Annotated in this window: 20 protein-coding genes; 10 read left to right on the top strand and 10 right to left on the bottom strand. The window is 70.4% G+C overall.

Annotated features, from left to right (window positions below; all coding sequences use genetic code 11):
* Position 1 precedes the first annotated feature (1 nt).
* Genes AB5J53_RS03205 through AB5J53_RS03195 form a run of 3 tightly spaced genes read right to left on the bottom strand, consistent with a single transcriptional unit; the run spans position 2 to position 3,018 of the window.
* On the bottom strand, positions 2 to 910 hold the full coding sequence (locus AB5J53_RS03205) for an ATP-binding cassette domain-containing protein (RefSeq protein WP_369244137.1): 909 nt from the start codon (positions 908 to 910) through the stop codon (positions 2 to 4).
* A gap of 9 nt (positions 911 to 919) precedes the next feature.
* Positions 920 to 1,993, bottom strand: a complete 1,074-nt coding sequence (locus AB5J53_RS03200; protein ID WP_369244136.1) for an ABC transporter permease — start codon at positions 1,991 to 1,993, stop codon at positions 920 to 922.
* 5 nt (positions 1,994 to 1,998) lie between these two features.
* Positions 1,999 to 3,018, bottom strand: coding sequence for a sugar ABC transporter substrate-binding protein (locus AB5J53_RS03195; RefSeq protein WP_369244135.1), 1,020 nt, complete (start codon positions 3,016 to 3,018; stop codon positions 1,999 to 2,001).
* A gap of 293 nt (positions 3,019 to 3,311) precedes the next feature.
* Between AB5J53_RS03195 and iolC the strand changes: the two genes are divergently transcribed.
* The 6 genes from iolC to AB5J53_RS03165 all read left to right on the top strand — a co-directional run bounded on the left by iolC (position 3,312) and on the right by AB5J53_RS03165 (position 10,427).
* Complete coding sequence (gene iolC, locus AB5J53_RS03190; RefSeq protein WP_369244134.1) at positions 3,312 to 4,268, top strand: 5-dehydro-2-deoxygluconokinase; 957 nt, start codon at positions 3,312 to 3,314, stop codon at positions 4,266 to 4,268.
* A gap of 66 nt (positions 4,269 to 4,334) precedes the next feature.
* A complete protein-coding gene (locus AB5J53_RS03185) occupies positions 4,335 to 5,213 on the top strand; it encodes a deoxyribose-phosphate aldolase (protein WP_369244133.1) in 879 nt (292 codons plus the stop codon).
* Between the two features lie 43 nt (positions 5,214 to 5,256).
* Positions 5,257 to 6,141: a 5-deoxy-glucuronate isomerase gene (iolB, locus tag AB5J53_RS03180; protein WP_369244132.1), complete on the top strand. Its 885-nt coding sequence runs from the start codon at positions 5,257 to 5,259 to the stop codon at positions 6,139 to 6,141.
* Positions 6,141 to 8,012 carry a 3D-(3,5/4)-trihydroxycyclohexane-1,2-dione acylhydrolase (decyclizing) gene (gene iolD, locus AB5J53_RS03175; protein WP_369244131.1) on the top strand — a complete coding sequence of 624 codons (1,872 nt, stop codon included), beginning with the start codon at positions 6,141 to 6,143 and terminating at the stop codon, positions 8,010 to 8,012. The genes iolB and iolD overlap by 1 nt, the downstream gene beginning before the upstream one ends.
* 28 nt (positions 8,013 to 8,040) lie before the next feature.
* The gene (locus tag AB5J53_RS03170) at positions 8,041 to 9,534 is read left to right on the top strand and encodes a CoA-acylating methylmalonate-semialdehyde dehydrogenase (protein ID WP_369244130.1); all 1,494 of its coding nucleotides are present in this window, start codon (positions 8,041 to 8,043) and stop codon (positions 9,532 to 9,534) included.
* Between the two features lie 92 nt (positions 9,535 to 9,626).
* Entirely contained in the window at positions 9,627 to 10,427 is an 801-nt protein-coding gene (locus AB5J53_RS03165; protein ID WP_369244129.1) for a GntR family transcriptional regulator, read from the top strand.
* A gap of 22 nt (positions 10,428 to 10,449) precedes the next feature.
* Here AB5J53_RS03165 and AB5J53_RS03160 read toward each other — a convergent pair whose 3' ends face one another.
* Positions 10,450 to 11,496, bottom strand: a complete 1,047-nt coding sequence (locus AB5J53_RS03160; protein WP_369244128.1) for a LacI family DNA-binding transcriptional regulator — start codon at positions 11,494 to 11,496, stop codon at positions 10,450 to 10,452.
* A gap of 184 nt (positions 11,497 to 11,680) precedes the next feature.
* Between AB5J53_RS03160 and AB5J53_RS03155 the strand changes: the two genes are divergently transcribed.
* Positions 11,681 to 12,865 (top strand): Gfo/Idh/MocA family protein, encoded by a 1,185-nt coding sequence (locus AB5J53_RS03155; RefSeq protein ID WP_369244127.1) that lies wholly within the window; start codon positions 11,681 to 11,683, stop codon positions 12,863 to 12,865.
* A gap of 40 nt (positions 12,866 to 12,905) precedes the next feature.
* Positions 12,906 to 13,901 carry a sugar phosphate isomerase/epimerase family protein gene (locus tag AB5J53_RS03150; protein ID WP_369244126.1) on the top strand — a complete coding sequence of 332 codons (996 nt, stop codon included), beginning with the start codon at positions 12,906 to 12,908 and terminating at the stop codon, positions 13,899 to 13,901.
* Positions 13,902 to 13,964: 63 nt separating this feature from the next.
* Here AB5J53_RS03150 and AB5J53_RS03145 read toward each other — a convergent pair whose 3' ends face one another.
* The 3 genes from AB5J53_RS03145 to AB5J53_RS03135 form a co-directional block, all read right to left on the bottom strand.
* On the bottom strand, positions 13,965 to 15,395 hold the full coding sequence (locus AB5J53_RS03145; RefSeq protein ID WP_369252030.1) for an alginate lyase family protein: 1,431 nt from the start codon (positions 15,393 to 15,395) through the stop codon (positions 13,965 to 13,967).
* A 239-nt stretch (positions 15,396 to 15,634) separates the two neighbouring features.
* Positions 15,635 to 16,756: an NADAR family protein gene (locus AB5J53_RS03140; RefSeq protein ID WP_369244125.1), complete on the bottom strand. Its 1,122-nt coding sequence runs from the start codon at positions 16,754 to 16,756 to the stop codon at positions 15,635 to 15,637.
* A gap of 79 nt (positions 16,757 to 16,835) precedes the next feature.
* A complete protein-coding gene (locus AB5J53_RS03135) occupies positions 16,836 to 17,990 on the bottom strand; it encodes a Gfo/Idh/MocA family protein (protein WP_369244124.1) in 1,155 nt (384 codons plus the stop codon).
* A 111-nt stretch (positions 17,991 to 18,101) separates the two neighbouring features.
* Here AB5J53_RS03135 and AB5J53_RS03130 point away from each other — a divergent pair, with 111 nt between their 5' ends.
* Positions 18,102 to 19,142: a LacI family DNA-binding transcriptional regulator gene (locus AB5J53_RS03130; RefSeq protein ID WP_369244123.1), complete on the top strand. Its 1,041-nt coding sequence runs from the start codon at positions 18,102 to 18,104 to the stop codon at positions 19,140 to 19,142.
* Positions 19,143 to 19,182: 40 nt separating this feature from the next.
* Here the strand turns inward: AB5J53_RS03130 and AB5J53_RS03125 are convergent, their stop codons facing one another.
* The 3 genes from AB5J53_RS03125 to AB5J53_RS03115 all read right to left on the bottom strand — a co-directional run bounded on the left by AB5J53_RS03125 (position 19,183) and on the right by AB5J53_RS03115 (position 21,272).
* On the bottom strand, positions 19,183 to 19,758 hold the full coding sequence (locus AB5J53_RS03125) for a TetR/AcrR family transcriptional regulator (protein WP_369244122.1): 576 nt from the start codon (positions 19,756 to 19,758) through the stop codon (positions 19,183 to 19,185).
* A 5-nt stretch (positions 19,759 to 19,763) separates the two neighbouring features.
* Positions 19,764 to 20,459, bottom strand: coding sequence for a type 1 glutamine amidotransferase domain-containing protein (locus AB5J53_RS03120; RefSeq protein ID WP_369244121.1), 696 nt, complete (start codon positions 20,457 to 20,459; stop codon positions 19,764 to 19,766).
* Positions 20,460 to 20,708: 249 nt separating this feature from the next.
* Positions 20,709 to 21,272 carry a PadR family transcriptional regulator gene (locus tag AB5J53_RS03115; protein ID WP_369244120.1) on the bottom strand — a complete coding sequence of 188 codons (564 nt, stop codon included), beginning with the start codon at positions 21,270 to 21,272 and terminating at the stop codon, positions 20,709 to 20,711.
* Between the two features lie 81 nt (positions 21,273 to 21,353).
* Here AB5J53_RS03115 and AB5J53_RS03110 point away from each other — a divergent pair, with 81 nt between their 5' ends.
* Positions 21,354 to 21,755, top strand: a complete 402-nt coding sequence (locus AB5J53_RS03110) for a nuclear transport factor 2 family protein (protein WP_369244119.1) — start codon at positions 21,354 to 21,356, stop codon at positions 21,753 to 21,755.
* Positions 21,756 to 21,862 lie beyond the last annotated feature (107 nt).

The following is a 21,862-nucleotide window of genomic DNA, read 5'->3' as shown; positions in this document are numbered from 1 at the left end:
CTCAGGAGGTCCCTTCGGAGGAGGCCGCCACGGGTGCCTGGAGGTCTTCCGCTTCGGGGAGCTCCTCGACGTCGACGCCGCGTACCTGCGCCAACTCGTGCTTGAGCGCGGCGAGTTCGGTGCCGCCGGCCATGTGGTTGGTGAGCTCTTCGAGGCTCACCTCACTGCGGTCGGCGCTGAGCTCCATGGTGCCGAGGCGGAGCACGCTGAAGTGGTCGCCGACCATGTAGGCGTGGTGCGGATTGTGGGTGATGAAGATGACGCCGAGGCCGCGGTCGCGGGCGGCGGCGATGTACTTGAGGACGACACCGGACTGCTTGACACCGAGCGCGGCCGTGGGCTCGTCCAGGATCAGGACCCGCGCACCGAAGTAGACGGCGCGGGCGATGGCCACGGACTGGCGCTGACCGCCGGAGAGCGTGCCGATGGGCTGGTCCAGGTCGTCGAGGGCGATGCCCATGTTGCGCAGTTCCTGGTCGGCGGTCTGCCGCATCTTCGCGATGTCGAGGCGGCGCACCGGCCAGGGGCCGCGGGTCATCTCGGAGCCGAGGAAGAAGTTCCGCCACACCGGCATCAGCGGGACCGTCGCCAGGTCCTGGTAGACGGTGGCGATGCCCTTGTCGAGTGCCTCGCGGGGAGTGCTGAAGTGCACCGGCTTGCCGTCGACGAGGAACTCGCCCTCGGTGTGCTGGTGCAACCCTGAGATGATCTTGATGAGGGTGGACTTGCCGGCGCCGTTGTCGCCGAGCACACAGGTCACCTTGCCGGGGTGGACGGCCAGGGTGACGCCGTGCAGGGCGCGGATGTTGCCGTACGCCTTGCCGGCGCCGCGCAGCTCGACGATGGGCCCGGTGTCCTCCGGCTCGGCCTTGACCGCCGCGCCGTTCGGTGAGGTTCCGTTGGTTGTCATGTGATCAGATCACCTCCGGGTCGCCGTGCGGCGGACCCACAGATTGACGAGGGCGGCGACCAGGAGCATCACGCCGAGGAACGCCTTGAACCAGTCGGGGTTCCAGTTGGCGTAGACGATGCCCTGGGAGACCATGCCGAAGATGAAGGCGCCGATGACCGGGCCGACCGCCGAGCCGTAGCCGCCGGTGAGCAGGCAGCCGCCGATCACCGCGGCGATGATGTACAGGAACTCGTTGCCCACGCCCTCGCCGGACTGCACGGTGTTGAACGAGAACAGCAGGTGCATGCCGACGAACCAGGCGCCCGCGCCCACGCCCATGAACAGGGCGACCTTGGTGAACTTCACCGGCACGCCGACCGCTCGGGCGCTGTCCTGGTTGCCGCCGACCGCGAAGATCCAGTTGCCGAACTTGGTGCGCAGCAGCAGCCAGGTCGCCGCCGCGGCGAACAGCAGCCAGTAGAAGATGGTGATCTTGAAGTCCACCCCGCCGATGCTCACCTCGGAGGCGAAGATCTTCTTGGCCTGGTCGAAACCGTCCATGTCGGCGATCGAGTCGCTGGCGACATTGCCGGTGAAGATCTTGGTGACGGCGAGGTTGGCGCCCTGCAGGACCAGGAACGAGCCCAGGGTGATCAGGAAGCTGGGGAGTCCGGTCCTGACCAGCAGATAGCCGTTGAACGCGCCGACGGCGAGGGAGGCGATCAGTGCGACGAGGACACCGGTCCACACGTTCGTGGTCAGCTGGAAGCTGAGGATCGCGGCGGTGAGCGCCGAGGTCGTGACGGCGACACCGGCCGAGAGGTCGAACTCGCCGCCGATCATCAGCAGGGCGACCGGAATCGCCATGATGCCCATGACCGACGCCTGGTAGAGCACGGTGGACAGCGCGCTCGCCTCGCGGAAGGAAGGAGCCACCGAGAAGAAGAAGATGTACACGCCGACGGCCGCGATCAGCGCGCCGACCTCGGGGCGGGCGAGCAGCCGGCGCCCCAGGGACCGCTGTGTGGCGCGGCCGTCCTTCTGAGTGGCCGGCGAGGCCGGCGACGAGGGACTCGTCGCCGGTGCCGTTGCCTGACTCATGGTCATCACCGAGTACCCTTCGCGGCGAACTTGGCGATGGTGTCGACGTTGGTCTTGTCGACGAACGCCGGTCCGGTCAGGACGGGCGCCTCGCCGCCACCGCTGTAGTTGCCGTTGGTCTTGTAGAGCCACAGGGAGTCGACCGACAGGTAGCCCTGCAGATAGGGCTGCTGGTCGACGGCGAACGAGATGTCACCGTCCTGGACACCCTTCACCAGGTCCTTGTTGAGGTCGAAGGTGGCGACCTTGGCCTTGCTGCCCGCGTCGCTGACCGACTGCACCGCCGTCAGCGCGAACGGGGCGCCGAGGGTGACGACGTAGTCGATGGAGCTGTCCTGCTTGAGCTTCGCGGTGATCGTCGACTTCACGGACGGCATGTCGGTGCCGTTGACGTAGAGGTTCTCCGTCTTGCCGCTGAAGGTCTTCTTCACACCGGCGCAGCGGGCCTCCAGGGCGACATGACCCTGGTCCTGGATCACACAGATGTTGTGCTTGGCACCGAGCTCGTTGAGCTTCTTGCCGAACGCCTCGCCCGCGACGGTCTCGTCCTGGCCGAAGTACTCCAGCAGGCCCTGCTTCTTCCAGTCGTCCACACCAGCGTTGAAGCCGACCACCGGGATGCCCGCCTTCTCGGCCTTGGCGAGCACGTCCTTCATGGCGTCCGGCTTGGCAAGGGTGACCGCGATGCCGTCGACCTTCTGGTCGATCGCGTTCTGCACCAGGTTGGCCTGGGTGCCCGCGTTGGCGTCGCTGGAGTAGATCAGCTTGACGTTGTCCTTGGCGGCCGCGGCCTGGGCGCCCTTGCGGATGGTGTCCCAGAAGGTGTCGCCGGGGGGCGCGTGGGTGACCATCGCGATCGTCATGCGGGGGGTGTTGGCCTTGCCTGCGGAGGCGTCGGCGCCGCTCTCCTCCGCCTTCTTGCCGCCGGAGCTGCTGGAGCAGCCGGCTATCAGCAGCGCGGATGCCGCGAGTGTCGCGACGAGTGGGGCAATTCTGCGAGAGCGGGGGTGAAACGTGCGGTCCATCTTTCCAGCACCTCACTGTGCGACCGGGGGAAAGGGAACGGGACGGCGCGGGGCGCGGGGCCCGTGCGGGGCCCGGACGGCAGGTCCGGGTCTTGAGCCGGTGACGCGGCTGTTTCGTTGGGACGGGATACAAGTCCCTGTTGCACCCACCTGTCAATACTTTGTTAAGACATCATTTCCTGAGCAGGTCCGAATGTCCGTACAAAGTCTTGACAGAGGCTTGCTGTGGGTCCTACACCTAAGAGGCATCGGGCGCCCCGTTGCCCGCATCCCACGCATCAGGAGCGTCACGCATGCCTGAGTCCGCTGAAACCTTCGACGTCATCACCATGGGACGTATCGGCGTCGATCTCTACCCGCTGCAGACGGGTGTGCCGCTCGCGCAGGTCGAGTCCTTCGGAAAGTTCCTCGGCGGCTCGGCGGCCAATGTCGCGGTGGCCGCCGCCCGCCTGGGCCGCGCCACCGCGGTGATCACCCGCACCGGCCAGGACCCCTTCGGCACCTACCTCCACCAGGCGCTCAAGGAGTTCGGCGTCGACGACCGCTGGGTCACACCCGTCGACGCCTACCCCACGCCGATCACCTTCTGCGAGATCTTCCCGCCGGACGACTTCCCGCTGTACTTCTACCGGCGGCCCAAGGCGCCCGACCTGGAGATCCACACCGACGAGCTGGACTTCTTCGCCATCCGCGCGGCCCGCATCTTCTGGATCACCGGCACCGGCCTGAGCGAGGAGCCCAGCCGCTCGGCCACGCTCGCCGCCCTGAAGGCGCGCGCCAAGTCGGGCACCACGGTCTTCGACCTCGACTGGCGCCCGATGTTCTGGAAGGACCCCGACAGCGCGCGCCCGTACTACGCCGAGGCCCTGCGCCACGCCACGGTCGCCGTCGGCAACCTCGACGAATGCGAGATCGCCACCGGCGTACGCGAACCACGGGCCTGCGCCCAGGCCCTCCTCGACGCCGGTGTGGAACTGGCGGTCGTCAAACAGGGCCCCAAGGGAGTCCTGGCCGTCCACCGCGACGGCACCGTCGCCGAGGTCCCGCCGGTGCCGGTGGAGGTCGTCAACGGCCTCGGCGCGGGAGACGCGTTCGGCGGTTCGCTCTGCCACGGTCTGCTGTCCGGCTGGGAGCTGGAGAAGACCATCCGGTACGCCAACGCGGCCGGCGCGCTCGTCGCCTCCCGGCTCGCCTGCTCCTCCGCGATGCCGACCGAGTCCGAGGTCGAGGACCTCCTCGTACGCGGCTGACCGAGTCCGAGGCCGAGGTGCCCCGCATACGCGGCCGACCGACGCCACCCCTGAACGGAGCCTGTCTTGAGCATCAGCATTCCCGACCTCGTCACGGTGCGCGCCCGGCACCCGGAGGCCATCGCCGAAGCGGCCGCCCGCCGTGTCCGCCGCCCGCTGATCGGTGAGAGCGGCCGCCTGATGATCGTGGCCGCCGACCACCCAGCGCGCGGCGCCCTCGGCGTCGGCGAGCACCGCCTGGCCATGGCCAACCGCGCCGACCTCCTGGAACGCCTCTGCGTCGCGCTGTCGCGGCCCGGTGTGGACGGGGTGCTCGCCACCGCCGACATCCTGGAGGACCTGCTGCTCCTGGGCGTCCTGGAGAACAAGGTCGTGATGGGTTCCATGAACCGCGGCGGGCTCGCGGGCGCCTCCTTCGAGATGGACGACCGCTTCACCGGCCACCGTGCCGAGGACATCGAGCGGCTCCGCTTCGACGCCGGAAAGCTCTTGCTGCGTATCGACTACGACGACCCCGGCTCCCTGGAGACCCTGCAGACCACAGCCCGCGCCGTCGACGACATGGCCGCCCGCCGACTGCCGCTGTTCGTCGAGCCGTTCATATCCCGCCGGGTGGAGGGTACGGTCCGCAACGACCTGAGCGCCGAGGCCGTCACCCGGTCCATCGCCATCGCCTCCGGCCTCGGCGGCACCTCCGCCTACACCTGGCTCAAGCTGCCGGTCACCAGCGACCCCGACGACATGGCCGAGGTGCTGGAGGCGTCCACCCTGCCCGCCGTGCTGCTCGGCGGCGAGGTCGGCAGGGACCAGGAAGGCGCGTACGAGAGATGGCGCAAGGCCCTGCGGCTGCCCACCGTCCAGGGCATGGTCGTCGGCCGGTCGCTGCTGTACCCCGCCGAGGGCAGCGTGGAGACCGCGGTGGACACCGCGGTCGGTCTGCTCTGAATCCCGTTCGGCCTGCTCTGAATCCCGTAGAGGAGCCACCCCGATGACCACCGCGCACCACCTTCCCGCGGGCAAGGCCGCCGCCGATGCCTACACCGTCGACGTCACCCCCGAGTCCGCCGACTGGGGCTATTCCAGCCTGCGTGTCCTCGAACTGCCGCCCGGCGGCTGGCACGCTTTCGACACCGGCGGCAGTGAGTGGATCGTGCTCCCGCTGTCGGGCGGCTGCACCGTCGCCGTCGGCGGCGACACCTTCCGCCTCGCCGGGCGCGAGAACGTCTTCAGCGGGGTGAGCGACTTCGCGTACGTCCCCCGGGACGCCCAGGTCTCGATCGCCTCGCGCGACGGCGGGCGGTTCGCGCTGACCGGCGCCCGCTGCACCCGCCGGCTGCCGGCCCGCTACGGGCCCGCCTCCTCCGTCCCGGTCGAGCTGCGCGGCACCGGCAACTGCTCACGCCAGGTCAACAACTTTGGCGCCGCGGGGGTGTTCGAGTGCGACAAGCTGATCGCCGTCGAGGTGATCACGCCCGGCGGCAACTGGTCCTCCTTCCCGCCGCACAAGCACGACGAGCACCGGCCCGGTGAGGAGTCGGAGCTGGAGGAGATCTACTACTTCGAGTTCGCCGCCCACGAGGGCACGCCCGGCCTCGGCTACCAGCGGGTCTCGCCCTCGGGCCACGGCACCAACACCGACGTGCTGGCCGAGGTGCGCGACGGCGACGTCGTCCTCATCCCGGACGGCTGGCACGGACCGTCCATGGCCGTGCCAGGACACGACATGTACTACCTCAACGTCATGGCGGGGCCCGGCGCCGACCGAGCCTGGCTGATCTGCGACCACCCCGACCACGCGTGGATCCGCGACACCTGGCCCGAGCGGCCGGTCGACCCCCGCCTCCCCCTCTACACGGCACCGGAGAAGTCCTGATGAGCACCCCCACCCGCCGCCTGACCGTCGCCCAGGCACTCGTGCGCTTCCTGTCCGCGCAGTACAGCGAGCGCGACGGCGTACGGCACCGGCTGATCGCCGGCACCTGGGGCATCTTCGGCCACGGCAACGTGGCGGGCATCGGCCAGGCGCTGCTGGAGGCCGGCGAGGACACCATGCCCTTTCACCAGGGCCGCAACGAGCAGTCCATGGTGCACGCGGCGGTCGGCTACGCCCGCCAGCTCAACCGCCTCTCGGCACAGGCAGTCACCACGTCCATCGGCCCCGGCGCCACCAACCTCGTCACCGGCGCGGCCCTCGCCACGGTCAACCGCCTGCCCGTGCTGCTCCTGCCGGGCGACTACTTCGCGACCCGCCCCGCCGACCCGCTGCTCCAGCAGCTGGAACACCCCGTCGAGGCCGACGTCTCCGTCAACGACACGCTGCGCCCGGTCTCCCGCTACTTCGACCGCATCACCCGCCCCGAGATGCTGATCCCGTCCGCGCTGAACGCGATGCGGGTGCTGACCGACCCGGCCGAGACCGGCGCCGTCACCCTCGCCATGCCGCAGGACGTGCAGGCGGAGGCGTACGACTGGCCCGAGGAGTTCTTCGCCGACCGCGTCTGGCACGTACGCCGTCCCGCTCCCGACCGGGTCGAACTCGCCGAAGCCGTACGGGCGATCCGCGCCGCCGAGCGCCCGCTGATCGTCGCCGGCGGGGGAGTCCACCACAGTGAGGCCGAGGGCGCGCTGAAGGCCCTGGTCGACGCCACCGGCATCCCGGTCGCCTCCACGCAGGCGGGCAAGGGCTCGCTGCGGTACGACCACCCGGCCGACCTCGGCGGCATCGGTCACACCGGCACCGCCGTCTGCGACGACATCGCCCGCATCGCCGACCTGATCATCGGAGTCGGCACCCGCTACACGGACTTCACCACCGCGTCCAACACGCTGTTCCAGAAGCCCGGAGTCCGGTTCGTCAACCTCAACATCACCGCCTTCGACGCCCACAAGCTCGCCGCCCGCACGCTGGTCGCCGACGCGCGGACGGGTCTGGAGGCGCTCGCAGAGGGGCTGTCCGGCCACCGCGTGGACGAGGCGTACGAGGCCGAGTACCGGTCCGGCAAGGAGCGCTGGGACGACGTGGTCGAGGCGGCCTACCGGGCCGAGGACTCGGCGGTGCCCACCCAGACCCAGGTCGTCGGCGCCCTCGACGCCGTCGTCGGCGACGACGACGTGGTCATCAATGCGGCCGGCTCGCTCCCCGGCGACCTGCACAAACTCTGGCGAGCCCGCAGCCCGCGCCAGTACCACCTGGAGTACGGCTACTCGTGCATGGGCTACGAGATCCCGGCCGGCATCGGCGTCCAGCAGGCCGCCCCCGGCACGCCGGTCTGGTCGCTGGTCGGCGACGGCACCTACCTGATGATGCCCACCGAGATCGTCACCGCCGTGCAGGAGGGCCTGCCCGTCAACCTGGTGCTGATCCAGAACCACGGCTACGCCTCCATCGGCGGCCTCTCCGAGGAGACCGGCGGCGAGCGCTTCGGCACCGCCTACCGCTACCGCGCCGCCGACGGCACCTTCTCCGGGGCCCCGCTGCCGGTGGACCTCGCCGCCAACGCCGCCAGCCTCGGCATGGACGTCATCCGCGCCAAGACCGTGCGGGAACTGCGCGACGCGCTGGCTGCGGCGCGCGCCTCGGACCGGCCGACGTGCGTGTACGTCGAGACCGACCCGACACCCACCGCCCCGCCCGCCGAGGCGTGGTGGGACGTACCGGTCGCCGAAGTGGCCACGCGCGACGCCGCGTTGACCGCCCGCGAACGGTACGACGGCCATGCCGCCGGCCGCCGACGCCACCTCTGACTCTCCCCGCTCACGAAAGGCCCGCACCATGAAGACCATCACCCACTGGATCGGCGGCAAGCCCGTCGAGTCCGCCTCCGGACGATTCGGCCCCGTCTACAACCCGGCCACCGGTGCCCAGGACAAGCAGGTCGGCTTCGCCTCCGTCGACGAGGTGGACGCCGCCGTCGCCACCGCGAAGGCCGCGTTCGAGAGCTGGGGGAACGCGTCGCTCGCCAAGCGCACGGCGATCCTGTTCAAGTACCGCGAACTGCTGGACGCGCACCGCGACGAGATCGCCGAGCTGATCACCGCCGAGCACGGCAAGGTCCACTCCGACGCGCTCGGTGAGGTCGCCCGCGGCATGGAGATCGTCGAGCTGGCCTGCGGCATCTCCGAGAAGCTCAAGGGCGAGCTGTCCACCCAGGTCTCGACCCGGGTCGACGTCGCCTCGATCCGCCAGCCGCTGGGCGTCGTCGCCGGCATCACGCCGTTCAACTTCCCCGCCATGGTGCCGATGTGGATGTTCCCGCTCGCCATCGCCTGCGGCAACACCTTCGTGCTCAAGCCGAGCGAGAAGGACCCGTCGGCGTCCTTCAGGCTCGCGGAGCTGGCCTCCGAAGCCGGGCTGCCGGACGGTGTCCTGAACGTCGTGCAGGGTGACAAGGTCGCCGTGGACCGCCTCCTGGAGCACCCGGACGTCGTCGCGGTCTCCTTCGTCGGCTCCACGCCCATCGCCAAGTACATCCAGCTCAAGGGCGTCGAGCACGACAAGCGGGTGCAGGCCCTGGGCGGCGCCAAGAACCACATGCTCGTCCTGCCCGACGCGGACCTGGACTTCGCCGCCGACCAGGCGATCAACGCCGCGTACGGCTCGGCGGGCGAGCGGTGCATGGCGGTCTCGGTCGTGGTCGCGGTCGGCGACACCGGCGACGAACTGGTCGGCAAGATCGCCGAGCGGGCGAAGGGGCTGAAGATCGGCCCGGGCAACGACCCCGCCTCCGAGATGGGTCCGCTCATCACCCGCGAGCACCGCGACAAGGTGGCCTCGTACGTGGCGAGCGCGGCGGCCCAGGGTGCCGAGGTCGTGGTGGACGGCACCGGCTACTCGGTCGAGGGCCACGAGGACGGCTTCTTCCTCGGCGTATCGCTGCTCGACAAGGTGCCGGTGACGGCGGACGCGTACAAGGACGAGATCTTCGGTCCGGTGCTGTGCGTGGTGCGCGCCGACACGTACGACGACGCCATCAAGCTCATCAACGGCTCCCGCTGGGGCAACGGCACCGCGATCTTCACCCGGGACGGCGGTGCCGCCCGCCGCTTCCAACTGGAGGTCCAGGCGGGCATGGTCGGCATCAACGTGCCGATCCCGGTGCCCGTCGGCTACCACTCCTTCGGCGGCTGGAAGGACTCCCTCTTCGGCGACCTGCACATCTACGGCAGCGACGGCATCGCCTTCTACACCCAGGGCAAGGTGATCACCACCCGCTGGCCCGACCCGGCCGACGGAGGCATCAACCTCGGTTTCCCCAGCCATTCCTGAGCCGTTTGTGACCTCAAGCGGCGGCCGGTGCGGGTAGGGGCCCGCGGCCTTGTGCACCGGCCGCCTTCAGGACCGAACGTCAGGACGATGCGATGGCAAGGGTTTCCACTCACCGGACCGCCGGATCCACACGAGCGAGCGCCGCCGGCACGCTCGCGGGCATCGACTTCGCGCTCGACCGGAGCAGCCCCGTCCCGCTCTACTACCAGCTCGCGCAGCAGTTGGAGTCCGCGATCCAGCGCGACGTGCTGAGCCCCGGGAGCCTGCTGGGCAACGAGGTCGAGCTCGCTGGACGGCTCGGCCTGTCCCGCCCCACCGTCCGCCAGGCCATCCAGACCCTGGTCGACAAGGGGCTCCTGGTCCGCCGCCGCGGCGTGGGCACCCAGGTGGTGCACAGCCAGGTCAAACGCCCACTGGAACTGAGCAGCCTCTACGACGACCTGGAGACCGCCGGACAGTGCCCCACGACCCAGGTGCTGCACAACGAGGTCGAACCGGCCTCCCCGGAGGTCTCGGCCGCCCTGGGCATCGCCGAGGGCAGCGGCGTGCACCGCGTGGACCGACTGCGCCTCACCCACGGGCAGCCCGTCGCGGCCCTGTGCAACTACATCCCGGAAGGACTGCTGGACGTCGACACCGCCCGGCTGGAGTCGACCGGCCTGTACCGCATGATGCGCGCCGCCGGCATCACCCTGCACAGTGCCCGCCAGTCCGTCGGGGCCCGCTCCGCTACGCCGGGGGAGGCCGAGCGGCTGCACGAACCCGCGGGCGCCGCCCTGCTCACCATGCGGCGCACGGCCTACGACGACACCGGCCGCGCGATCGAGTACGGCACCCACATCTACCGCGCCTCGCGGTACGCCTTCGAGTTCCAGCTGCTCGTCCGCGCCTGACACCGCGCGTGCGGTCGTACGGTCATGGCGTCTCGTACGTCCCTGCAGGCGTCCCGCCGACGTGCCGGCCGACCGCGGTCGTCGTGCCCCTGACGACCAGCCGCGGGGCGAGGACGATCTCGCGCGCAGTGGTGCGGCCCTCGTCGAGGCGCTCGACAGCGGCTCTCACGGCGTGCCGGGCCTGATCCTCGGCGTTCTGGCTCACGGTGGTGAGGTCGAAGCAGGCCAGTCGGGACAGCGCGTCGTCGTCGTAGCCGACCACGGACACGGTTCCCGGCACATCGACTCCCGCGCGGCCCAGCGCGGAGAGGAGCCCGATCGCGCACCGGTCGTTGGACGCCACCACGGCGGTGGGCAGCGAACCCTCGTCGAGGAACCGCCGGGCCGCCCGCTCGCCCGCCTGCTCGGTGAAATCGCCGGCGACGACGCGGAGTTGGCTGGCAAGCCGATGGCGGCGCATGGCATTGCGGTACCCGCGGCGGCGATCGGTGGCGATCACGCCCTTCCCGCCGTCGACGAAGGCGATGTCGCGGTGCCCCAGACCGACCAGATGGTCGACGACCTGCCCCACCCCGTCCTCGTCGGCCGTGCGGACGACGTCCAGGTCCTGTGCGCTGATACGGCGTCCGACGACGACCACGGGCAGTTTGGAGCCAAGAGCCGTCAGCCGTGCCGCGGGGGCCTCGGGGCCCAGCAGGATGAGCGCCTCGCACCGGAAGTCGAGGAGGGTCTCCACGGACTTGTGCTCGTCGCGCGTGCGGGTCACCGTGCTGAGTACGAGGTCGTAGCCGATCTCCTCGGCCGCGGCGTACAGGTCCTCGACGAGCTCGGCGTGGAACGCGCTGTGTACGTCGATCATGACGCCGAGCAGCCGGCTGCGCCGACGGGCGAGGAGACTCGCGTTGCGGTCCGGGCGGTATCCCAGGTCGGCAGCCGCCTGTAGGACCCGTTTGCGCGTGCGGTCGCTCGGGCCCGGCGCGCCGCGCAGGACCAGCGACACCGTCGCCGTCGACAGAGCCGCCCGGGCCGCCACGTCCTCGAGACGCGGGCGCGGTCCTGATACGTCCACCTGCTCTTGCCTCGCCTTCTTCGACTTCCTCGACGTCACACCCTTGACAGGCCGACGCGACCGGGCTCAGAGTACCAGTGATTTAAAGCGCTTTAAAAAGTCCTGTTGCTCGGACATATTCCGGACTCAGCAGTCCTCAACTCTCAAGCCGTGGCGCGGTCGACGCGTCGGGAGAGGAATCGCGATGAGAAAGAAGTCGATCGGGGTGGCCGTCATCGGCGCCGGCATGGCCGGCCGAGCCCACCTCAACGGCTACCGGCAGGCCTCCACGCTGTACGGCGCGGGGCTGCCGGAGGTGCGCCTGGTCGCCGTCGCCGACGCCTACGAGCCCTTCGCCCAGGACGCCGCCCGACGCTACGGCTTCGAGCGCGCCGAGACCGACTGGCGGGCGATCGCCGAGGCGCCCGACATCGACGCCGTCAGCGTCGTGGTGGCCAACCATCTGCACCGCGAAATCGCCGAAGGCCTGCTGGCCGCGGGCAAGCACGTACTGTGCGAGAAGCCGCTCGCCCCCTCCGTGGCCGACGCCCGGACCATGGTGGACGCGGCCGCCGCCGCCCCCGAACTGGTGGCGGCGACCGGCTTCTCCTTCCGCCGCTCCCCGTCGATCAACGCGATTCGCCGCCAGGTGACGGAGGGCTCGCTCGGCCGGGTGCAGCACTTCAACGGGCACTACTGGTGCGACTACGGGCACAACCCGGACGCCCCCATCAGCTGGCGCTACAAGGGCGGCCTCGGCTCCGGGGCGCTCTCCGACATCGGCAGCCACCTCGTCGACCTCGGCGAATACTTCTGCGGCCCGGTCGAGAGCGTGCAGGGCGCCGTCCTGTCGGCCCAGGTGAAGGACCGCCCCGTCCCGCTGGGCGCCGCCGTCGGGCACTCGGCCGACGTACAGGTCGGTGAGCGGCGGGAAGCGGTCGAGAACGAGGACATCGCGACGTTCACCGCGACCTTCCGGTCCGGCGCGGTCGGCACCTTCTCCGTCTCCCGAGTGGCCTTCGGTCTCGCGAACTCCCTTGGCTTCGAGGTCTTCTCCGAGGGCGGAGCCGCAGTCTTCGACCTGTCCCGCCCGGCGGAGTTCACCATCGCCGACGCCTGCGTGCCCGACCCCGTCAACGGCTACCGCCGGGTCGTCATCGGCCCCGACCACCCGTACATCTCCGGGGGGCTGCCGATGGACTTCCCCAGCGTGGGCCACGGCCAGCACGAGTTCTTCGTCTGGCAGGCGCGGTCCTTCCTGGAGCAGATCGCGGGCCTGGACCGGCTGCCGCGCTGCGCCACGTTCGCCGAAGGGCTGCACAACCTGAGCGTGATCGACGCGATCACGGCCTCCGCGCACGCCGGCGGCAAGACCGTCGCCGTCCAGTAACTCCTGAACTCCAACGCCCTTCCCCGCAAAGGAACGTGACATGAAACTCGGTGCCTACACCGCCGTCCTGCACGACAAGCCCCTCGCCGAGACCCTGCGGATCCTGCGTGAACTCGGCCTGGACAGCGCGGAGATCAACTCCGGCGGCTTTCTGGCCGCGCCGCACCTGCCCATCGCCGAGATCCGCGCCGGCAAGGACGCGCGCGACGCGTACCTCGCCCAGTTCGCCGAGGCCGGGATCACCCTCACCGCGCTGAACTGCAACGGCAATCCGCTGCACCCCGACCCCGAGGTGCGTGACAAGCACGCCCAGGACGTGCGGGACGCGATCGAACTGGCCGCTCTGCTCGGCGTCAAGCGCGTCGTCACGATGTCCGGGCTGCCCGCCTCCGACCCCGGCGGCCGGCTCCCGTCCTGGTCGGTCCTGCCCTGGGACAGCGCCTACCTCGACGCCCTCGACTACCAGTGGGACGAGGTGGCGATCCCGTACTGGAAGGACATCCAGGCGCGGGCGGCGGCTGCCGATGTGAAGGTCTGCATCGAGATGCACCCGCACAACCTGGTCTACAACGTGGGCACGATGGAGCGCCTCGCCACCGAGATCAACGCCACCCACGTCGGCGCGGAGATGGACCCCAGCCACTTGTTCTGGCAGGGCATCGACCCGGTCGCCGCGGTACGACGGCTCGGCAGCCTGGTCTACAACGCGGCCGCCAAGGACACCCGTATCAACGAGGAGGCCAAGATCAACGGCGTCCTCGACCACCGGCACGAGCGGGTCGCGGCCGACGAGCCGGGCGGCCTCTCGCTCGGCGGCCGCTACACCCTCAGCCGCTGGCCCAAGAACGCCTCCTGGGACTTCGTCGCCGTCGGCCGCGGCCACGACGTCCCCTTCTGGACCGAGTTCCTGAGGGCCCTGAAGGCCGTCGACGCGGACATGGCCGTCAACATCGAGCACGAGGACCAGGAACTCGACCAGTTCGAGGGCCTGCGCCTGGCGGCCGAGAATCTGCAGGCGGCCGCGGCGGGCGTCTGACCTCCCAGGCGGCCTTCCGACTCCCGACCCCGCCGCCGGCGGGAGCCGGCCCCGGGCTTCCTCCTACTGCCCGGAGTCGCGACGCGCCTGTCCGCGCCGACGCAGCAGGAGCAGGCCGCCCGCGAGAGCGGCGACGCCGGTGGCGGCGGTCCAGGCGGGCAGGTCGGAGGATCCGGTGGCGGCCAGGTCGCCGCTCCTCCCGCCTTGAGGGCTCGCGCTGGAGGGGGTGGCGGACGCACTGCCGGAGCCCGGCGCGCCGGACCCGGTGGTGGAAGGCGTCGGCGACGCTTTCGTCTCGGCCGCGGTGGCCCGGGCGCGAGTGAACGCCAAGGTGCCGAAGCCCAGTTGGTCGTAGCCGCCGCTGTTGGGGCCATAGTCCCCGCCGCCGCCCTCGGGCGCGAAGCGGGCCGCGATCCGCGTGAGGTACTGCGCGTCCAGTCCCCGGCGCTTGGTGTAGTGGTTGGCGATCATGGCCCAGATCGGCCGGGCCATGGCCGGGTCGACGGCCGCCGCCGCGGACGCGGTCTCCGTGCCCGACCAGACACCGGGCGCCCCCTTCTTCCGGGTGTACGAGGTGTAGGGCACGTCTCCGCCCATGCTCCACTTGGCCACGTACTGGGCGCCCTTGAGGAAGCGGCTGTCGTCGTAGCCGTACAGGTCGATGCCCTGGTTCCAGGCCATCTCGCAGATGGTGCCCATCAGCCCGACGCCCAGCAGGGCGTGGCCCTGGTCGCGGCCGGCCTCGGCCCACTCGGCGAGGCCGCCCGAGTACACGACCGGGATGGCGTTCTTGATGGAGCCCATCCCTTCACCGTGCTTGAAGTACTGGACGGCGCGGTCGACTTTGCCGCGGTCGTCGCACAGGATGCCGATGGCGAGGACGGAGGCGATGTTCGTCAGGTCCCAGTTGGCCCAGTAGTTGGTGATGTAGGCACCGTTGTGGTTCGCGAGGAAGTCCTCGCTCAGCGGGTGGAAGACGTTGAGCATCATCTTCTGGAAGCGGGCGAGTTCGAAGCCGTCGTGGCCGCGGATGAGCTCGGCGGCGTTGGCGAACTGGTAGCCGTAGAGGCCCGAGGCGAGGAACCGGTCCGCGCTTCCCTCGAGTTTGGTCAGCTTGGCCGACCAGGCGTTGAGGATGTCGCGGGCGGCGTCGGCGTGCGCGGTCTCACCGGTGACGTGCCAGCGCAGGGCGTTCTGGTAGGCGGCGTGGATGTCGTTGTAGAGCGTCACGTAGTTCTCGGGCGTGCCCGAGCCGCGGTAGACGGTCGCCTGGGGGTTGGCCGTCCAGGTGCTCTGCGCATGCCGGTTGGCCGTCAACTTGGCGAAGCCTGCCGTGTAGGGCTGTGCGCCCGCCTTCACCTTGGACGCCATACGGGCCAGGTCGGCCCGGGTGTGCAGCATCCCGGGATGTGCGAAGACACCGCCCGCCGCCGACGCCGGGCTCGCCGCGACGGCCGCGCCGGCTCCGGCGGCCGCACTGGCGATCTTCAGCATGTTCCGGCGAGTGATCTGTGCTGTCACTGACTTGGTTCCTTAACACTCGACGCCTGGGGATGCCTACGCACAGGAGACGTCGCGGAACGCGGCCGATAACAGAAAGTCGGGCGCCGCATGGGGCCATCGCGCGGTTCAGGATCGCAACGAGCAGGAGCGAACTCTTGGTGGCGACCCCCGGAACCCGGCTCGACCTCAACAGCCGTGGCCTTCCATACCGCCGCACGAGCTGATGTCGGTCAACGGCACACCCGGATCCCTGCGTGCTCGGCGTGCAGTTCGGAACGGACGAGTTCGAGGAGGCGACCGGTCCAGTTCCGGCCGCGGCCGCCGTTGTCGCCCCAGAAGTCGGAGTCGACGTGGTCGTAGACGAGTGTCGCGTCGTCCGTGGCCAGGAGAATCTCGGCCAGGGCCGGGTGCTGGGTGTACTTGGCCCGTAGCAGGCCGGTCAGTACAGCCGTACGGGCCTGCTCCCAGCCGTCGCGTCGGCGGGCGCCGGCGGCGAGCTGCTGGGCGGCGTACGCGCTCTCCGCTCCGGTGATCGCGACCCGGGCGTCGGGGTCGGCGGCCGAGAGGGCCCAGTACGCGTATGCGACGGAAGGGTAGGTGACGCCGTCCACCTCGATGGGTGCCGGGTAGCCGTTGCGCAGGGCCTTCTTGCCCGGATCGTCGGACGGCTTCAGTGGATAGCTCTCGTAGAGGTGGATCGCCGGGGCGACCGGAGTCGCGGGTCCGTCCGCCGGGACACGCGAGGGCCGTTCGGCGATCCACTTCGCCCGGTCCTCGAAGTAGGCGACCGCCTCCTCGTACTCCTCCTGCGTGACCGCTTCGTCCGGCCAGGCCTCCGCCCGCCCGCCGGGTCCGGCCACCAGGACCTGAAGCGGCCCGTCCTTGCGGTCCATGTCGCCGAGCGCGTAGTGGCGCTGCGTTTCGGGGATGGCGAGATAGGCGGCGCGGGCCGCGGCCCGCTTCTCCTCGGTCCGGTCGGCGAGGAACACGTCAACGGCGGCCAGGCACCGATCCGTCGAATCCGGGCGGCCGTTGAGCCGGTCGATGGTGTCGCGCACCTCGGCGAGCAGCAGCTCAGGGGTGTGCCAGGTGCGCGGCTCGCTGAACTTCCAGGCGGCCAACTCGTGGCCGGACGCCCTGGCGCCGTCGGGGAGTTCGGTGGCGACCCAGCCGCTGCGCAGCTTGTCCTCGAACTCCTCGAGGGTGACCAGGCCCCAGCAGTTGATGAGTCCGTCCGCGTAGATGAACAAGTCGGTCAGGAAGTAGTCGCCGTTGCGGATGAAGGCGTGCCGCCAGGTTCCGGGTACGCGTATGCCGTCCGCCATGCGGTAGGTGATCCGATTGCCGATCATCGCGACATTGTGACGGAGTCCTCGGCCGCGCGACGCGGATTTTCCGCCCGGGGCCGTTACGCCTGTGCGCACGCCTCGCTCATGCCGGTGACACCCACGTTCCCCGCTCGGCCGAGCGTGACATCGCATCCAGCGCGGCCGCGCTGTGCACCGCGTCGACCAGCGTCGCGCCGTACGGGGTGTTGTCAGCGATGGACCGCAGGAAATGGTGCGCCTCGATGACCTTGAGGTCGTCGTAGCCCATGCTGTTCGCCGAGCCCGGCTGGAAGGCGGCGTACTCGCCGTGCGCGGGGCCGACGTACAGCGTACTGACGGGCTGGTCCTGGTACGACGTACCCCGGCTGACGCCCAGTTCGCCCATTCGCCGGAAGTCCCAGAACACCGCGCCCTTCGTGCCGTGCACCTCGAAGCCGTAGTTGTTCTGCTCGCCGACGGAGACCCGGCAGGCCTCCAGCACGCCCCGCGCGCCGGAGGCGAAGCGCAGCAGGCAGTTGACGTAGTCCTCGTTCTCCACCGGGCCCAGCTCACCGCCCGCCGCACGCGTGTGGCCGGCGGTCGAGCCCGTCGGGCGGGCCCGCTCGGGCAGGAAGATCGCGGTGTCCGCGGTCAGCGCCTCGATCTCGCCGAGCAGGAAGCGCGCCAGATCGACGCCGTGCGAGGCCAGGTCGCCCAGGACCCCGCTGCCGCCCCGCTCGCGCTCGTAGCGCCAGGTCAGCGCGCCCTCCGGATGTGCCGCGTAGTCGCTGAACAACCGGATGCGGACATGGGTGACGGTGCCGAGCTCGCCTGAGGCGATCAGTTCGCGGGCGGCGGCGACCGCGGGCGCGCCCCGGTAGTTGAAGCCGACCGTGCCCTGGACCCCGGCCTTGGCCACCGCGTCCGACACCGCGCGGGCGTCCTCGGCGGTCAGGCCCACCGGCTTCTCGATCCAGATGTGTTTGCCCGCCCCGGCCATGGCGGTCCCGATCTCGCGGTGCAGGAAGTTCGGCGCGGCGATGCTCACCGCCTGGACCCGGGGGTCGGCGGCGATCTCACGCCAGTTGCGGGCCGCGGTGGCGAAGCCGTACTGGGCCGCTGCCTCCTCGGCGCGGCCGGGCACCTCGTCGGCGACGGCGATCAGTTCGGGCCGCAGGGACAGTTGCGGGAAATGGTGCGGCACGCGGGCGTACGCCTGGGTGTGCACCCGTCCCATCCAGCCGAACCCCACGACGGCAACGCCGAGCGTACGCACCATGACTGCCCCTCTTTGGACCGGTCCAACAATTTCCAGGCTCACACTGAGTGCCGTTGTGAGTAGTGTCAAGCCCTTTGACAAGCTCGACCGCTCTATGGAACGGTCCAGACCATGAGAGCACCGACTATTCGCGACGTCGCCGAACGGGCCGGAGTGTCGAAGTCGCTGGTCTCCCTCGTGCTGCGCGGCTCCGCCCAGGTCCGTGACGAGAAGCGGCAGGCCGTCCTTGCCGCCGTCGAAGAGCTCGGCTACCGGCCCAACGCCGCCGCGCGCAGCCTCAGCGAGCGGCGCACCCGCACGGTCGGGGTGCTCCTCAGCGACATGCGCAACCCCTGGTTCGTGGAGCTGCTCGACGGCCTGAACTCCCGGCTGCACGACTCCGGTCTGCGCATGTTGCTCGCCGACGGCCACCTCAACCGGCGCCTCGGCGAAGACCTCACCCGTACCTTCATGGACCTGGGGGTCGACGGTCTGATCGCCGTCGGCACGCTGCCGGTCTCCCAAGCGCTGCGTACGGCGGCCGGGCAGATCCCCACCGTCGTCGCGGGCGCCCGGGAGCCCGTGCTGCCCGGCGTGGACATCGTCGCGGGCGACGACGAGCACGGCGCCCGCCTGGCCACCGAGCACCTCGTCGGCCTCGGCCACCGGCGCATCGCCCACATCGCCGGGCAGGGCATGGTCGGTGAGCTGCGCCGCCGCAGCTTCGAGGCGGTCATGCGCGAGCACGGGCTGGCCGAGGCGGCGATCGTGGAGCAGGGCGACCTGACCGAGGAGGGCGGCTACCGGGCCACGGTCCGGCTGCTCAGCACCCCTGAACGGCCCACCGCCGTCTTCGCGTTCAACGACATCGCCTGTGTCGGCGCCCTCTCGGCCGCCGAGGAGCTCGGCCTCAGGGTGCCGCGCGACCTCTCCCTCGTCGGCTACGACAACACATACCTCTCACGTCTGCGGCACCTGTGGCTCACCAGCGTGGACAACGCCAGCCACGACGTCGGGCGCCGCGCCGCCCAGCACCTGCTCGACCGGATCGCCGACCCCGCGCGCGCCGGCGAGGTCGTCCTCACCGCCCCGGTCCTCGAAGTCCGCGGCTCGACGGCACCACCGCGCGGTCGGGCCGGGGCGGGTGCCGGAACGCCGGTGGCACCGAACTGATCGGCGGTGCCCCTGACGGCCCCGCAGCGCAACTGATGCCTCACCTGGACCGAGCTGGACCGAGCTGGACCGAAGTGCCCAGCAGTCCGGTCAGCAGCGCGTCCGTCGCCGGCGCGAGCAGACGCCTGCCGTCGGGCGCCGACTCCAGGCCGACGACCAGGGCGAGGCAGATGTCGGCGGCCTCGGCGGGCTCGACACCGGCCGGGGAGTCCACCTCGGCGAAGAGGGCGATCAGGAGGCGGCGCAGGTCGCCGGTGAAGGCGTGGCAGATGTCGCCGAACAACCGGGCCTTCTCGTCGAGGAGTTCGGCGGTGTGCGGGGAGTCCCCGGCCAGCTGCACCACCAGGTCGAGCTTGGCGGCGAGAACGCCCCGCACACGCTCGGCGGGCGGGGCGTCCTCGGCGGCCGCCTGCCGGGCCCGGCCGAGCGCCTGCTCGTGCAGGCGTCCGGCGAGGCGGCGGAAGGCGTCGTCCTTGCTGCGGACGTACTGGTAGACCGCTGACCGGGACACGCCCATGGTGGAGGCGATGTCGTCCATCGTCGTGCGCCGTACGCCGTACCGGGTCAGGCAGTCGTAGGCGGCGTCGAGGACCTCGTCGAGCCGGTCGGTGGCCATGAGGGTCAGCCCAGCTTCTTCAGCAGCTCGGCCGCGAGCGGGGCGGAGGAGGACGGGTTCTGGCCCGTGACGAGGTTGCGGTCGACGACCACCTTGGGGGCCCACGGCTCGCCCTCCTGGAAGTCGACGCCCGCCTCGACCAGGCGGTCCTGGAGCAGCCACTTGGCCTTGTCGGCGAGACCCGCCTGGGTCTCCTCGGCGTTGGTGAAGGCGGAGACCCGGTAGCCCGCGAAGGCGTTGCCGCCGGCCTCACGGGTGGCGGCGAGCAGCGCGGCCGGAGCGTGGCACACCACGCCGAGCGGCTTGCCCGAGTCGAGCGCGAGGGTGAGGAGCCGGCCGGAGTCGGCGTTGACCGCGAGGTCCTCCATGGGGCCGTGGCCGCCGGGGTAGAAGACCGCCGCGTAGTCGTCCAGGTCCACCTCCTCCAGCTTGATCGGCTGCTGGAGCTCGACGATCGAGGCGAGGGCGTTCGCGATCCGGTCGGCGCCTTCCTGGCCTCCGTTCACCTCGGGCGCCAGGCTGCCCTTGTCCACGGTCGGCACGACGCCGCCCGGGGTGGCGACGACGACCTCGTGGCCCGCGGCCCTGAAGGCCTCGTACGGGGCGACGGCCTCCTCGGCCCAGAACCCGGTCGGGTGCCGGGTGCCGTCGGCGAGCGTCCAGTAGTCGACGCCGGTCATCACGAAAAGGATCTTCGACATGGTGTGCTTCTCCGAGGGTGCGGGCCCTGACGGACCTGGGGGAGGGGTCTTGGCCGTACGCCGTCGTGAACGGACGTACGCCGTCGTACGCCCTGACGCTCTGCGCTCACATCGTCAGGGCGGCGATGTCCTCGACCGTATGCGGGTCGGACATAGGTGACCAATAGGGAAGCCGTTTGCAGGTATAGGACTTCCAATGGCTCCCCGGGAATAGGGGAGCGATGCCCAAGGAGTGCCGAGGAAGCGGAACTACCGAGGTACGGAGGCGCGCCGCTCCAGGATCCGCAGGGCCTGCTCGGCCCAACGGATGTTCTCCCGCTCGCAGGCGCGTCCGGCCATCAGCGTGAGGTACGGGCCGACGCGCTCGACACCGGCCAGGTACTCGTCCTCGGTGCGCCCGTCGAGGAGCCGGGCACGGATCCGGTCGTAGTGGGCCAGCTTGCCGCGGGCCCACTCCAGTCGCTCGGCGATCGCCGCCCGTACGGCCTCGTCGTCGCCGTCGTCGACGGCATAGACCTTGACCATCAACTCATCGCGGATGGCCGTGGGTTTCGACGGCTCGGCCGTGAACGCGCGCAGGGCGCCGCGGCCCGCCTCGGTCAGGGAGAACACGCGCTTGTTCGGCCGCCGTTCCTGCTGGACGAGCCGGGCCTCGATGAGACCCTCGGACTCCATCCGGTCCAGCTCCCGGTACAGCTGCTGGGGGGTCGCCATCCAGAAGTTGGCCACCGACGCGTCGAACCCCTTGGCCAGGTCGTACCCCGACGCCTCGCCCTCCAGAAGCGCGGCCAGGACCGCGTTGCGCAATGCCATGCCGCAAGGCTAGACGTCGGACACCCCCGCGACTAATCTGATCCGCACCTAATCAATTAGTTGACTATAAGGGTGGGCTTGATGCATTCCTTCCGCAAGGCCGTGGAGGCAGGAGACTTCGCCGCGATCGAGGACATGTTGGCCGACGACGTAGTGTTCACCAGCCCCGTCGCCTTCAAGCCATACCCGGGCAAGGCGATCACCGCGGCCATCCTGCGCGGCGTCTCCCGCGTCTTCACCGACTTCCGGTACGTCCGCGAAATCGCGGGTGCCGACGGCCGGGACCATGCGCTGCTCTTCGAGGCGAAGGTGGGCGACAAGGAGATCAACGGCTGCGACTTCCTGCACTTCGACGAGGACGGCAGAATCGACGACCTCATGGTCATGGTCCGTCCGCTGTCGGCCGCCCAGGCGCTCTCCGAGGCGATGGGGGCGCAGTTCGAGCGGATCTCGCGGGAGGCGGCGGAGGCGTCCGGCGCGTAGGCAACACTCCCGTGGCGCTGCGGGTTTGACGCGATTCCCTCCGGCTACCCGCGCGTTGTGACATCGACGACATCACGGCAATCTCAGCCAACCCGGCAGTCTCGGCA

Source organism: Streptomyces sp. R41 (assembly GCF_041053055.1).
Taxonomy (GTDB): domain Bacteria; phylum Actinomycetota; class Actinomycetes; order Streptomycetales; family Streptomycetaceae; genus Streptomyces.
Note: the sequence above shows the minus strand (reverse complement) of the source record. Positions and strands in the feature narration are given on the sequence as shown.

What these genes read in the sequence shown, in the direction of transcription:
- iolD (WP_369244131.1), top strand. Translation starts at nt 6,141, where the DNA reads ATGAGCACCCCCACCCGCCGCCTGACCGTCGCCCAGGCACTCGTGCGC.
- AB5J53_RS03135 (WP_369244124.1), bottom strand. Translation starts at nt 17,990, where the DNA reads ATGGTGCGTACGCTCGGCGTTGCCGTCGTGGGGTTCGGCTGGATGGGA.
- iolB (WP_369244132.1), top strand. Translation starts at nt 5,257, where the DNA reads ATGACCACCGCGCACCACCTTCCCGCGGGCAAGGCCGCCGCCGATGCC.
- AB5J53_RS03170 (WP_369244130.1), top strand. Translation starts at nt 8,041, where the DNA reads ATGAAGACCATCACCCACTGGATCGGCGGCAAGCCCGTCGAGTCCGCC.
- AB5J53_RS03195 (WP_369244135.1), bottom strand. Translation starts at nt 3,018, where the DNA reads ATGGACCGCACGTTTCACCCCCGCTCTCGCAGAATTGCCCCACTCGTC.
- AB5J53_RS03145 (WP_369252030.1), bottom strand. Translation starts at nt 15,395, where the DNA reads ATGCTGAAGATCGCCAGTGCGGCCGCCGGAGCCGGCGCGGCCGTCGCG.
- AB5J53_RS03125 (WP_369244122.1), bottom strand. Translation starts at nt 19,758, where the DNA reads ATGGCCACCGACCGGCTCGACGAGGTCCTCGACGCCGCCTACGACTGC.
- AB5J53_RS03205 (WP_369244137.1), bottom strand. Translation starts at nt 910, where the DNA reads ATGACAACCAACGGAACCTCACCGAACGGCGCGGCGGTCAAGGCCGAG.
- AB5J53_RS03115 (WP_369244120.1), bottom strand. Translation starts at nt 21,272, where the DNA reads ATGGCATTGCGCAACGCGGTCCTGGCCGCGCTTCTGGAGGGCGAGGCG.
- AB5J53_RS03150 (WP_369244126.1), top strand. Translation starts at nt 12,906, where the DNA reads ATGAAACTCGGTGCCTACACCGCCGTCCTGCACGACAAGCCCCTCGCC.
- AB5J53_RS03140 (WP_369244125.1), bottom strand. Translation starts at nt 16,756, where the DNA reads ATGATCGGCAATCGGATCACCTACCGCATGGCGGACGGCATACGCGTA.
- iolC (WP_369244134.1), top strand. Translation starts at nt 3,312, where the DNA reads ATGCCTGAGTCCGCTGAAACCTTCGACGTCATCACCATGGGACGTATC.
- AB5J53_RS03110 (WP_369244119.1), top strand. Translation starts at nt 21,354, where the DNA reads ATGCATTCCTTCCGCAAGGCCGTGGAGGCAGGAGACTTCGCCGCGATC.
- AB5J53_RS03130 (WP_369244123.1), top strand. Translation starts at nt 18,102, where the DNA reads ATGAGAGCACCGACTATTCGCGACGTCGCCGAACGGGCCGGAGTGTCG.
- AB5J53_RS03200 (WP_369244136.1), bottom strand. Translation starts at nt 1,993, where the DNA reads ATGAGTCAGGCAACGGCACCGGCGACGAGTCCCTCGTCGCCGGCCTCG.
- AB5J53_RS03165 (WP_369244129.1), top strand. Translation starts at nt 9,627, where the DNA reads ATGGCAAGGGTTTCCACTCACCGGACCGCCGGATCCACACGAGCGAGC.
- AB5J53_RS03120 (WP_369244121.1), bottom strand. Translation starts at nt 20,459, where the DNA reads ATGTCGAAGATCCTTTTCGTGATGACCGGCGTCGACTACTGGACGCTC.
- AB5J53_RS03155 (WP_369244127.1), top strand. Translation starts at nt 11,681, where the DNA reads ATGAGAAAGAAGTCGATCGGGGTGGCCGTCATCGGCGCCGGCATGGCC.